We start from the raw sequence: 12,806 nt of genomic DNA on the forward strand, positions 1-12,806 counted from the left end.
GGTTGAATTCCTCAGCCCCGCAACCGCTTTCGTATCCCCGCAAGCACCTTCGGTAGTCGCGTCTGGGTGGTGTCGTCGTCTACGCGCTGAACCTTCAGCTCGTTCGCGCGGTTCAACACAGCCGCAGCCAGCTGCGGGCAGTGGGATTCTCGATAACGCCCGACGCGGCCGGTCCGCATCCGATCCAGCGCAAACCGGGCCGCTGCTCGGCGCAGTGCCGCAGACTCTTCGAGCGCGCGCCGAAAGTCTTCGACCGAGGCGAACTCGACGACCTCTTCGAACGGCCCGCCGGAGGGATGCACCTTGCCGCGTAGGCGCATCTTCAGCGACTTGACCACACCCTTGGCCGGCAGCGACCGATAGTCCACACCCACCTGCACCGACACCCGTCCGGTCTTGCGGTCCTGGGCAAACCACAGCACCTCCAAGAAGGAGATGCTGACTGTGCAGACACGCTCGAACGCGGCGTTCTTCCACCCAGGACAGGTAACCACCCACCACTCGTATTCGGTGGCCGCCGCCGACGGAACGCACAGCCGCGCATATAGGGCCACCGCATCGATGATCGACTCGGAATCATCGCGGCCATCGAACTTCACCCATGCATTCTCAGCCGCTGCGCGCCGCTTCTCCGTGGCCCGCGATTGCGTGAACGGCGTCCATTCGGCCACCGGGTCGTCCAACCATGCCTGCTGCGTTTCCGGACGCACCTCGGCGTCGAAGACCGAATCACCGAACACCACAGCCGCGTGTTCACGATTCATCACCACGAACTGCGCATCGTCGTCCGCAGCGGAATGGACCAGCTCCCGTTCGCGGGTCCGCAGCTCGGTGCTGGTCCCAGTGTCGGGCAGATACCGAAACGACTGGATGTTCGACACCGGGCGAAAGTTGCGGATGTGGGCGCGGATTCGCGTCGCCACATGCTTCTCGGAGATCCCGATGTAGATGCGATGGTTCTCGTCTTCCCACAGATACAGGCCAGGCGCTGCACCTGAATGGTCCCGCGAGAACTCGCGCAGCTCACGGTCACCCGCCGAGTACGGCTCGCTGAACTTGTGTTTGCGGGCCCACCTCGCCACATCAGGCGAGGATTGCCAACCAGGGACGAGGCTGTTCGGTAGCGAAGGCATGGAACACACATTAGGACAGACAACTGACAAACCGGGCGGGAATGCCGACCCCAGCCACCACGGCCGAAGCCAACCGCAGGTTTCTGGGGTGCAAACGTTGTGGCTGGTATTGGCGGGCGGGAGTACCGCTTTCATGACCACGATACCAATCTCGGTATCGCAGAACCTTTGCGGCGCTTGCGATATGAACTTCGGGCAGTTGTCCAGGCGCAATACCCGGGGCGGACCACCCACAGGTCGAACCCTGTGTCGAGTTCGTCGATCAGTCGGGCGGCGGAGATGGACCGGTCCAGGATGTCCGGATTGACCACAATGTCTTCGAGGCATCGGCCTCAATGTGACGAGCCAAACCTCTGACCGACGAGTCAACGGGGTTGCTGGGTCCGGACTTGGGGGCCATCCTCGACCCAGACACGAATGGATCTTCTTGTTGACCACCATCGCCCGCTATTAGCGCAGGTCGGCGTCAGGGTTGGCCGCGGTCTGCGCGATCGAAGTCCAGGCTTAGGCCGCGCCCGCAGACGGCGTCGGCGCGGGGTGCAGGGGTGTCCGCCTAAGCCATCCGGTCAACGCGAATGAGCGCGCTAGGGCGAAGACCGCTACGCAACGTAGCCATTCATAGATCTCACACCGGGCAGCTCCTTATCGCGGCGCGCAGATCTTCGACGCTGAGACGGAGTGCGTCCGCTGAGTGCGCGCCACATCCGAGAGCTGCCGTCACTACTTCCCGTGCATCACTGACGCTCTTGGCCCACTCCTCGAGAGCGGTCGCTGTTGCGTCAGCCAGCAGGCTATCGGCAAACAGACGCGCCTCGTGCTGCGTCGCTGCGCGCTTCGATCGATAATCGTCCACCAGCCGAGCTATTCCTATCATCATCTGAACGACGAGCTTCGTCGCCTTCGCCTTGTCGCTCACCGTCAACCCACCGGTATTGTTTTTGGATCCAGAACCTGGACCCGAGCGCTTGCGGTAGAGGCGCTCAATCTCCAGCAGCGTGCTGGCGATCTCTTGCCCGTGCTTCTCAAGGAAGGGAGCCAAGCGCCTTACTTCAGGCCCCTCGATCGCCCCGCTCTCGCTTCGCGCACTGGACACCAGCGCGTCGAGTTGCGCCCATGCCGGCTCTGAACGCGTCCGCTCTGCGGATTTCTCGACGTCCTGGAGAATGAGATCTAAACGCCTGCCGAAATCGAGATACCACAGGTCGAGTGCCGACCGAATAACGGACACAATCTCGTCCTGACCACTGTCAGGGTTGACGAGCGCATGTCGGATCGATTCGGAAAGCGTCCCTTTCAGATTCGCTTGTGCAGCTTTGTCTAGCGTGCCCAGCTCGTCACTCCATTGCTGGCCGCGGACGCGTTGATTGGCGGCCTCAACCGATGCGGCTTCGAGCGCAGGGAGTGCGTCGCGCAGATCTGACGCGACGGACGCCGCCGCGCGCGACCAGAACCGCTCCTCAGTCGCGGTGCGCAACGCGCTGACGTCACTGTTACCCAGGTCCTCGATGGCCACGGCGAGGCTGTCCATCTCATCCCACGCTCGCGAGTCGTCCCAGATGTCTCTATCGACATCGCGGTCTGCGCCTGCGAGCTGAAAAGGATCTTGAGCAACCACGAAGACCGGAGTTGCATCGGACAGGCCGAAAGACTCGCGGAGTTCCACGATCTTGCGATTCGCGAGCTCACGATAGCCTCCGAGGTCGCTGTCGGGATCGCGGCCGGCTTCGTCGAAGCGGGAGATCGCAAACCATAGCGCGGCCGCAGGCCATCGCCCTCCGATTTGGTCGCGAACCACCTCGAACTCACCGGTGGCAAGCTGCGGCGTTACGGTGACAATCGCAACGTCTGTCAACTCGATTGCCGACTGCGCAGCCTGGCTGTTGGATTCCCCCCGGACGTCATCGGCGCCGACCGCCAATCCAGGCGTGTCCCGCAGAAGACAGCCTCCCAACTCGATCTCTCGCACCTCGAACGTTTCGTGGCGGGCGCTGATCGTCAACCACTCCGGCACCTGTACGCCGGAGTCGACGAGAAGTCGTCGAATGAGACTGCTCTTTCCCGTGTCATACGAACCGAACACCGTGATCACCGGCTTATGATTCTGATCAAACCTTCGCCACTGATCTTCGAATTTGTCGATCGCCGGGTCGCCGGGAACTGCCGCGATCCACTCTTTGGCGGCCGCAACAATTTCGGTAGTCATTCGCCACTCCTTCGTGAACTCAACAGCTCAGTCGCTCGATCGAGAAGGCTACTAATCACGTCGACCTCGGCCAACATCGAATCTGCGTCGTCTGCCAGCCGCTCACGGGTCGCCTCTAGAGCGGCCCGTTGCTCAGCAAGAACGACACGCCTGTCGCGAAGAGCCGGCACCGGGCCAGTGGAACCATCACCTTCGAGGAGTTCGAGCTGGATCTTTTCGAACGATTCTGCCAGGAATCCGATCGCATCCTCCCGTAATTTATCCCTACCTTTTGCAGACTTCTGCGCGTTGTACATCGCGCGCGCGTCGGCCGCAGTACCGATCGCGGCAAGGATAGGCGCCGCCTTTGCCACGCGGCTACTAGCTTTCACTGCTCCCCATGGCTTGAACTTCACACCTAGATTCTTACCGATTGCGTATACGGTGTCTCTATTTCCGACCAATCTGGCCACTTTGGCGGCGCCATTTGCCGAACCGGCGACTATCTTCATCGAATCGACACCGCTTGCTCTTTTTGGCGCAGAGAATTTTTCATCCGCCAAGGCGGCGTTTCTCTCGGAATACAATGAGCCGAGCTGTCGGCTGATGGTAGACGAGTGCTCGGCGTACCAATCGTCGATGTCTTGCCCTATCAGCGTGGTGAAGCGATCCAGTTCCAGAGTGAGCTGCGGATCATCCAGCCACGCCGTTGCGGACTCTGCGACTTTGTCCAGGTCCTCGCTGCCTGCAGAGCGAATCCGGCCGCGCGCCTTCTCCACGAACGGATCGACGATCTGCGTCAGCTTGTTTCGCATCGCGCTTTCGAGCAGCTCGGCCGCGCTCTCTCCGTTGGCGAAGGCCTGGACCGGGCGTGCGAGCACGGCCACCTCAGCCTCCAGCTCGGCCACGTTGGCGCGCAAATCTTCGCGTCGACTGAGTAGAGCGTTGATCGTTTCGTCAATAGCGGCACGTTCACGTCCGGCCAGCGACAACTTTCGCGAGAACGAATCGAGTGTCCGAACAACGGGCTCGATACCATCCCACTCGCGGTTACCGTCATAGTCAGCCCGCGTGACGTCCAAGTTGTTGCCGACTTCACCAAACGGGTCGCCGGCGACGGTATGCACCTCGGACTCGTTGAGAGCGATACCTCGCGAGCCCAGCGCGGCGATCAGCTCTGTGGATTTGCGGCGCCGCAGCAGCAGGTATGCCTCCGGATCTGAGGTCGGATCGACACCTAGCTCATCGGATCTGTTGATGAGAAAAATGATGCGCCCTGCCTTCGGAACCGTCCTGGCGGTTCCGTTCACTATTGCCTCCAGCAGGGTGACGTCACCGAGTAGCAGATTGACATGCACAACCACCACCACGAGGGCCGCGCCAGCAGCGGCAGCGAGCGCCTGCTCATCATGATTGGCTCGTCCGCTCTGAAATCCTGGGGTATCGATCAGCCGAATATGACCGAGTTCGTAGGTGCGAGCAGCGTTCGTGCTGACGCTCCCCCGGACGCCCAGGTCCGGGGGGGCGGACCCACTCATCTCTACCAACAGCCGCTTGACGAGACTCGACTTTCCGGCGCTGTAGTCGCCGAGGATTGCCACGGCAGGCTTGGAGCGCGTCCCATTTCGAGCACGGTTGACCTCATGAGAGAGTTCGTCATCGTTTGACATGGCCTCGCCGACTGCAGTGAACCACGCTCTGACTTCGTGGTCCGGCGGGATGGACCAGGCTGAGCTCAGCCACCTCCCTAGCTGTATGCGTTCTTGTTCCATCTGCGTTGCGAAAATCGCGCGGTGCGCCTCAACGATCTTCGGCGGTTGCGTCGACCCCCCATCTGTGGCCTCAAACCAGTTTTCGCCCAACCAGACTTCCGCCCCACCTCTGGACCTCGCACCCCGCGAATCCAGCACACGGGCGGCAGCGCTGTCCAGTAGTCCAGTGCTTGAAGGTGCCTCGGCGATGCCACGAGATTGGGCTTCGAGGATATCGATTAGCCGCGTGGCTTTCGCCCTTCCCCGACGGATCGCCAGGCTCTGTTGCAGCAACTCAATGAGAACTGGAGCTGCAACGCGCCACGTCTCAGCGCGACTACGATTTCGGAGCTTCTCCTCGATCGCGTCGAATGTCTCGTGCACCGCCGCCCTCGCCTCATGTGCGGCTGTGGCTCGTCGGCTGGCTGTCTCGTCTTCTCCACTCTTCGCCAGCCGCGAGCCGGCGAATTTGCCGACCTGAGAACCGACACCTAGGCCGATGGCGACGGAGGTACCCACCCAGCCGACGGGGTTCCAGATTGAGGCCACAGAGGGGACCGCGATGGCGCCCGAGACAGCTCCGGCCGCCAGCCCGGCGGACTGTAGTGCCAGGCCTGCCTTAGCCTTGGCGCTGCTGATCGCATCGAACGACATGCCCTTGATCATGTACTCGGAAAGCCCGGGATCGATCTCCGATACCGCCAGTTGGATCTCCCGTTGCAGGAACTCCTTCCTGGCCGACCAGATCTCGTCGGTTGCGGCTTGGAGTTCGGACGTCGAATACACCGCGCGCTGGAAGTCCGAGTCGGTGAGCGGGGAGTTTTTGGCAATTGTTTCGCTCACCAGCACATCAGCCCTGCGCAGCGCGCCTTCCCGTGCCTGTAGGAGGTGAGATTCAAGTAGTTGGTTAAAGTGCCTGTCGAACGTTCCGCCGCGGGAGGCAGTGAACGGCCGGCCCCGTTCGCTTTCCACTGCGGATATGAGGTCGGCACCGTCCTGAAGGAATACTTCCCTCTCCGCCTCTTCGAGATAGCCCAGTGTGTCGAAGAGCTGCTCGAGTCGGTTTTCGATGACTCGAATTTGCGGCTCGACCTCTTCTCTGCTTTTGGAAAGCTTCGACACATACGAAGCCACGATGGCGCGGAGGCCCTCCCGCAAGGACGTCTGGCGAAGTTCCATCCCTCCTTCGGTGATCGATGCGGCGACGAGATCTTCAAGTGCGGAAAAATTCGACCACTGAGCGAGATATTCGGTGCCGAACAATTCTCGATCAGAAGCGAGATCATTAGACGCGGGTCCACGAAACGGCGTTGCGGCTCGCGCGAACAACGCTCGGCGACTCTGGATCGCGACTACCGGAGTCCCGCCCAGCTCGATCTTTGCCAGCTCGGTTCGGATGTTGTTCGCGTGTTCGGCAACGGCTCGCGACAGAGACCTCCGGACAGACTGGCTCTGGACCTTCGCAGGGTGCCGCCATCGCAGATTGCGGACGTTGAGGACCGCGATCGTCGGCTTGCCGTATGCCTTTACCCACTCAGCGATCTTGCCGAACTCGGACGACTGCTGGCTCTGCGTGTCGAAGCACAGCAGTACAACGTCAGCGATTTCGACGGCGCGACGTGCAGTCTCCTCAAGTTCAGATCTCGCCCGCGTCCTCCCCCAGCCGTTGATTCCCGGCGTGTCCCACAGGGAGCATCGCTGCCATTCGATCGGCATGACTTCGGTCGTCCAGTCGCTATCACCTGGCGACACAAGTAATCCATCGAGTTGCCCGAAGGCGGACAGAAGGGTGCTCTTGCCCGCACCGGTGCGACCAAAGAACACGATGTTGAAGGTCGACAGTATCTGACGCTGATCATCCAGATGTCGGCGGACCTTCTCGGCAAAGGCATCGGTGAACGCCGACAAGTCCGCGAGCAGTTGATCTCTCTCGCCGGAGTCCGACAACGCGACCTCGCGAAGCTGCTGCAGCGCTGCTTCGACCGAGAGCTCGAGCTGCTGGAGCTCTCGTTCCCCTGTCCTTACTGCCTCATTGACAGCATCTGCCAGTCCGGCAACCTCACCCATCACGTGCCACCCCTCCTGACCACCGGATCTTTTTGATCTTTCACGTCACGTGAAGTGTAGGAGAGCCAACTGACATCAGCGGCATTTCCCGCTACAGGCGGAGATCAGCCGCCTTATTTCGACGGACCCATCCCGGTCACAACGCAGAATTTGTCAACACCGAGGCCAGGCGTCTGACAATTCGGGCGGAAATGCCGGCACCAGCCACAGGCTGTGGGAGCCCAGTTCAATCGAGCGGAAGCAGCTCGTCCGGGAACTCGTAGTTGCATCCGAGCGCACTAGGGGTAGCGACGCACCCACTGCCCCGGAACCACGACACCACCTCGCCGTCCAGCCACTCCTCCAGCGGCAGACCATCGGCCGAATGATCCCCAATATTCGAGCGGTGCAACACCATTCGAATCCGGCACAGCGACGGAACATCATCCTGCAAAACTACGACCTGCGCACAGATCGCCCCACACCCCTGCTCTTCCTCGGCCCGGCTGTAGTCGCGCGGGCCGAGATCACACCGGTCAGACGACCCCTACACGCCTACAACGCTGCTGTCATCCGCGCGTGTGCCACCGGTGCAATGATGGTCGACGAAGTTGGGCAGTTGAGGAGGACGTGATGGCAGGACTGTGCGTAGCTGACATCGACCGGTGGGACGTCGGCGAGATCAACCGGGTCTTCGGCATCTGCACGAACGTCGCTGACCACTGCGATGCGACATCGACAACGCTGGCCAACCTCGATGCGTTCAAAAGCTGGGGTGGAGATGCTGCAGAAGCGGCGAAAGATTCGGTCCACAAGACCCGTCTCGATCTCGATCGACACGGCGACGCTGACAAGAAGGTCGCACGTGCAGCCAGGAAGCCATCACCAATGAGGGTGTCGGCCTCGTGGCAGGCATGGTCGCCGGCGGCGCGGCCGGTGCAGCGGTGGGTACCCTCGTTCCCGTGGCCGGCAACGCCGTCGGCGCTGTAGTGGGGGCAGGAGTCGGCGCGATCGTCGCCTTGGAGACGTCAAAAGGAATCGCTTGGCTGTGGAGCAACTCGTGACTCAGCCGTCAGTGATCCAGCTCAACTGGACTCGTCGAGTTGCATACCGGGACAAACCTATTCGCGACATCCTTCCGTTTGCTATCGGCGGGATCATTCTGATGGCGGTGTCGTTGCTAGTCGGGCAGCCGCTGCTATCAATCGCATTCCTGGCGTTGGCTGGGATCGGGTTCCTCAACTATCTGCGACCGCGTATGCGTCTGCGTATCGATGCGGATTCGGTACTGCTCCTGCCGGAGACACCGCTGCGTAACGCGATGACTTTTCTGTCTGCGATCTTTTTTCTCATGGCCGCTGCCGCCGTCGCGCAGGTAGTTGTCGGCTCGCAGCCGGACCTGCGCTTGGCCCTGGTTGCCGCCGGCCTGTGTGGTGTTGCTGTGTTGCTGGGTGTGATGGCTGTTCTCACGTCGGGTCCCGTCCGCATCAGCGGCACAACCGTGACCCTGTTCGGGGATCGGAAGTTCAGCATCGCCGACGACTCTTTCGCCGTGGCAGCCATGCCACGGGGTCCGCCCGTGGTGAAGTTCTCGCACACGTCGCGCTCCGGGGCACGTCCTGTCAATCTGACCCGCGGTCAGTTCGGAATCGACGCCGAGACCGTGGCTGCGACCTTGGAGCATTTGCGGATGTGGACGCGGCAGGGCCGCATCGGGACCGCCGCCGAGATCGCCGCCATGCTGTCAGTCGCACCCCCACAGGGCCTAGACGTGGGCCAGTCTGTTGTCATCGAGGTCGCTGTGCCGAATGAAGCTGGAACCGAATGAATTTGGCTGACATGCTCGCCGCTTCGCCAGACGCCGCATGCGACCCGATCACCAATCCAATGTCGCTGGGCTACGTCATCGTTGACCTTCCGCCGGAGTGGCGGAAGACTCGCGCCAATGCCATCGGCGATACACCTGCGGTCTCGTGGATAGACGGCTCCCACGTGGCGCCGAATCCCGATGACGTGGGAGGCACCGGGCTCTTCGTATCGGTAGCAGTGCTGATCGGGTGGCGATTGCAGAATCTGAAGGCTTCTTTGAACGAGACCGCCGAGTTGTTCGCCAGAATGACCCAAGACGTGCCCGGCTGGGCGCGCCGCACTAGACAAGACGAACTTGCCATGCCGCAGTCCGTATCCATTCGGCTGCTCGGAACACTCGAATCACCATACGGGCCACTGATCTCAAATTCTCACAGCATCGTAACCCGCAGCGGCTCAACGGAACTGACAGCGATCCAACTGTCGGTCACTGCAACTCGTCGCTGGGAAGCGGCCGCTGACCAGATCCGGTGCCACCCTGAGAGTGCGTAGGCCGACCGCAGCAGGAGCCCATCTCAGTCGAGCGGAAGCAGCTCGTCTGGGAACTCGTAGTTGCATCCGAGCGCATCGGGTGTGACCACGAGACATATGTCCCGGAACCACGAAACCACCGCATCAGCAACCAGTTCGACATCCTGGGTGAACATGTACCCGTCGGTGCAGTCCTCGAAATGCTCGCCGTCCAGCCACTCATCCAGCGGCAGATCATCAGCCGAATGGTCGCCAAGGTTCAAGCGGTGCAACACTATTCGAGAACGGCGCAGCAACAGCACGTCATCTTGCAACACCACGACCTGCGCGCAGATCGCCTCACACCCCTGCTCTTCGTCGTCCGGGCCGTAGTCACGCGGGCCGAGGTCGAACACGAAGCCCACCGGCTTGTCCGAGACAGATTCGACCACCCACTCCGCCATGTCTGACCATTCGCGTGTGCCCGCCGGCTCTGCGTCTCGCATGCCCTGTCCCTCCTCGCCTCGACGCCCTCACGGTAACGCCGACCACTGACATTCCACCCGCGCTGACAGCGGTCGCTCGTGCAAGGTGCGCTGGGCCGGGAACCTTTCCGTAACTGACCGCATCTCACTTTCCGTACCGTCTGGCAGCCCGCCGGGCCCTGGAATGTGAAAGACAGGGCGGCATAACCGCCGACACAGCCAACAAACTGGCCAAAGCACACACCCAGGTCCGAGACCTCGGTGAGCAATTCGGTAAAACTGTAGCCCGCGACCGAATCCATCGGATGTACCCTGACAGCGAATACGCCGTCGAGGAACTGACCGATCCGACCACTCCCAGCGGGCCCGGCGAAGCCGACCAGGTCTACCTGATCACCCCCAAAAACGGCGGCCCCGAGGAACCGATCCTCGTGGAAGCCAAAGGCGTCAACGCCGACCTCGGATCGAAACTGGTCCGCGATAAGCGAGTACAACAAGGAACACGTGAATACGTCGAGGATCTCGCCGAGAACGAACCGTCAGCAAAGGTGTCGGACGCGATCGACAAAGCTCTACGTGACGGCACCCTCAAGTACGTCGTCATCCGTCCCACCGTCGACAGTTCCGGCCGCTGGACAGGATCCGTGGTCCAGCAATTCAATATCGACAAATACGGAGGAACGAATGAATACAATCGAGCGGCACGAATTCGATCTTGACCGAGCTCGGGAAAATGTTGACGCTGCCAAAGGAATACTCGAGGAGCAGCTCCAAGAAGCCCCCACCGATGTCGACAGCCCGATGTTTGACCCCTTGATGCCAGCATCGGCCGTCGGGTGGTTCAGCACGCGTGATCCCCACGCCCAGCAACCCGAAACCCGATGGGCCGCAACCATGGCGACCGACCTCTACGCCGGATTGTTCCTCGGCGCCGCAACACCACCCGACACCACCATCGACATCACCGTCGCAGGCAGGCCACACACACCCAACGGCACCGGACCCACCCGCAAAGCCACCCTCGACGACTGGATCCAGTTGTTCTGGTTCTATGCCCTATCCCGATCACCACAATCCCAACGCGCCATCCACGCCCTCCCCGAACACCACGTCATCCCCACCGGGAAATGGCCCGAGTACCGCATCCACCGCTACCGCGCCCTCACCGCCCTCGACAACAACGACCCCACCTGGACCACCCACCTCACCGCCGCCCAAGAAGCAATCACCACCCCCAGCTACGTCGAACCCGACGAAGCCACCCTCCTCGAAGCACCCATCCTCGCCATCCTCACCACCATCGCCAACCACGACCAGACAGCATTCACCACCGCCGTCACCGATGCCCTCCACGCCCACCGCACCTACTACACCGCCCACGACCACCGATCACGCGACTGCGCCGGCTACACATCCATCCCCATAGCCGCCACCTGCGCCCTCGCCACCGACCACGGACTCACCCTCACCATCGAATCCGACTACCTCCCCACCGGACTCATCCACCCCGGCTGGTACCCCACCACCACACCCAACTGACAAAAGGTCCTCGACAGCACCAACAGAGGGCGCTACACCCCCTACTCCGCGACCACTCACAATTCGAGGTGCGCAGGCCACCAATCAACGCATACGACAACGGGTGTCGCACGTACAGCTTATACTGCGCATATGAACGAGATGGTGGCCACCAAGAAAGTTCTCTACATCGACATGGACAACGTGCTAGTCGACTTCCCGTCGGGAATCAAACGGCTGAGCCCAGATGTGCAGCAACGCTACAAAGACAATTTCGACGACGCACCGGGGATCTTTGCGCTGATGGATCCTGTGCCAGGGGCCATCGACGCCTACGTCACGCTGGCGCACGTGTACGACACCTACATCCTTTCGACTGCACCGTGGAAGAATCCGTCGGCCTGGTCCGACAAGGTGCGCTGGGTGCAGAAACACTTCGGCATCGAAGAGGGCACGCCCGCATGGAAGCGGCTGATCCTGTCGCATCACAAACACCTCAACAAGGGTGCCATCATCGTCGATGATCGGGTCCACAACGGTGTCGACAAGTTCGACGGCATCCACATTCGATTCGCGAGTGAACGCTTCCCCGACTGGCCCGCCGTGACCAGCGAATTGTTGCGACTCCCCCAAAGTGGCGCCTGACCACCCGGCTCTTACATAACTGATCTTCGTGGGTCGCATCTGAATCCGTTGCGCAGCGGCAGGTCTCGGCGATATCGCTGAGCATGTGACTCAGCTCGCGACGCAGGCGTGTGCACGAAGCAGACCTGATCCCATGTACACGTTCATATATGGCCTTCCTCGGCATAGACGATCACCGCACCGAGCGCGTCGTGGTTGTCCATCGCGACGGATCGAGCACCACCGATCTGACGACCAGACCCATCTCGTGCATACTGACCGCTCGTACCGGGGAGGTCATATCACCCAACACGCACCGGACGCGACCAACTCCTCCGTCCGGGGACGTAGTGCAGAGGAACAACAGAGTGAGGGACAACAGAACGTGATCGTCGTCCGGCCGAAGCAGACGTGGTGACTGGTCGCCGGCGGCGCATTTCTGCGTACAGAGACAACCGGGCGCCCTTGCCGCTCGTTGCGATGCTATGGGTGCTTGCCATCGCACTGTTCTCGGCAGCCATCACGGCGTGGTTGATCCAGACCGCCCAATACAACGAATGTTTCGACCGCCTCAAAGAGTGTCCGAGCGATCGCTATGTCCCAAACTTCATCCGAGATTCCACCGTGCACACGTGGATTGCTGCGCCCATGGTTGTTCGCGCTGTCTCAGCCCGATCCTCAGCCCGCGCCATCCGCTCCGAGTGGCGCGAATCGCATTTGTAGTCGCGTGCCTGCTTCTACTGATCGT

Annotated in this window: 10 protein-coding genes; 6 read left to right on the plus strand and 4 right to left on the minus strand. The window is 61.3% G+C overall.

Going from position 1 to position 12,806, the window contains the following annotated elements; all coding sequences use genetic code 11:
* Positions 1–11 precede the first annotated feature (11 nt).
* The 3 genes from KIK15_RS04810 to KIK15_RS04820 form a co-directional block, all read right to left on the minus strand.
* Complete coding sequence (locus tag KIK15_RS04810) at positions 12–1,133, minus strand: hypothetical protein (protein ID WP_214242951.1); 1,122 nt, start codon at positions 1,131–1,133, stop codon at positions 12–14.
* Between the two features lie 625 nt (positions 1,134–1,758).
* Complete coding sequence (locus KIK15_RS04815) at positions 1,759–3,336, minus strand: GTPase domain-containing protein (protein ID WP_214242952.1); 1,578 nt, start codon at positions 3,334–3,336, stop codon at positions 1,759–1,761.
* Positions 3,333–7,133, minus strand: coding sequence for a GTPase (locus KIK15_RS04820; RefSeq protein WP_214242953.1), 3,801 nt, complete (start codon positions 7,131–7,133; stop codon positions 3,333–3,335). Before KIK15_RS04820 ends, KIK15_RS04815 begins: the two co-directional genes overlap by 4 nt.
* A 609-nt stretch (positions 7,134–7,742) precedes the next feature.
* On the opposite strand from KIK15_RS04820, the gene KIK15_RS04825 reads away from it, so the two are divergent.
* Genes KIK15_RS04825 through KIK15_RS04835 form a run of 3 tightly spaced genes read left to right on the plus strand, consistent with a single transcriptional unit; the run spans position 7,743 to position 9,473 of the window.
* Positions 7,743–8,102, plus strand: a complete 360-nt coding sequence (locus tag KIK15_RS04825) for a hypothetical protein (RefSeq protein ID WP_214242954.1) — start codon at positions 7,743–7,745, stop codon at positions 8,100–8,102.
* A 58-nt stretch (positions 8,103–8,160) separates the two neighbouring features.
* Complete coding sequence (locus KIK15_RS04830) at positions 8,161–8,940, plus strand: hypothetical protein (protein WP_214242955.1); 780 nt, start codon at positions 8,161–8,163, stop codon at positions 8,938–8,940.
* Positions 8,937–9,473, plus strand: coding sequence for a hypothetical protein (locus KIK15_RS04835; RefSeq protein ID WP_214242956.1), 537 nt, complete (start codon positions 8,937–8,939; stop codon positions 9,471–9,473). The genes KIK15_RS04830 and KIK15_RS04835 overlap by 4 nt, the downstream gene beginning before the upstream one ends.
* A gap of 23 nt (positions 9,474–9,496) precedes the next feature.
* Here the strand turns inward: KIK15_RS04835 and KIK15_RS04840 are convergent, their stop codons facing one another.
* Positions 9,497–9,856: a hypothetical protein gene (locus KIK15_RS04840; protein ID WP_307851732.1), complete on the minus strand. Its 360-nt coding sequence runs from the start codon at positions 9,854–9,856 to the stop codon at positions 9,497–9,499.
* A 365-nt stretch (positions 9,857–10,221) separates the two neighbouring features.
* Here KIK15_RS04840 and KIK15_RS04845 point away from each other — a divergent pair, with 365 nt between their 5' ends.
* From KIK15_RS04845 to KIK15_RS04855, 3 genes are all read left to right on the plus strand, one after another.
* Positions 10,222–10,635 (plus strand): hypothetical protein, encoded by a 414-nt coding sequence (locus KIK15_RS04845; RefSeq protein WP_214242958.1) that lies wholly within the window; start codon positions 10,222–10,224, stop codon positions 10,633–10,635.
* A 97-nt stretch (positions 10,636–10,732) separates the two neighbouring features.
* Positions 10,733–11,455: an immunity 49 family protein gene (locus KIK15_RS04850; RefSeq protein ID WP_214242959.1), complete on the plus strand. Its 723-nt coding sequence runs from the start codon at positions 10,733–10,735 to the stop codon at positions 11,453–11,455.
* Positions 11,456–11,596: 141 nt separating this feature from the next.
* Complete coding sequence (locus KIK15_RS04855; RefSeq protein ID WP_214243263.1) at positions 11,597–12,079, plus strand: hypothetical protein; 483 nt, start codon at positions 11,597–11,599, stop codon at positions 12,077–12,079.
* Positions 12,080–12,806 lie beyond the last annotated feature (727 nt).

This window comes from Williamsia sp. CHRR-6 (assembly GCF_018474015.1).
Classification (GTDB): domain Bacteria; phylum Actinomycetota; class Actinomycetes; order Mycobacteriales; family Mycobacteriaceae; genus Williamsia_A.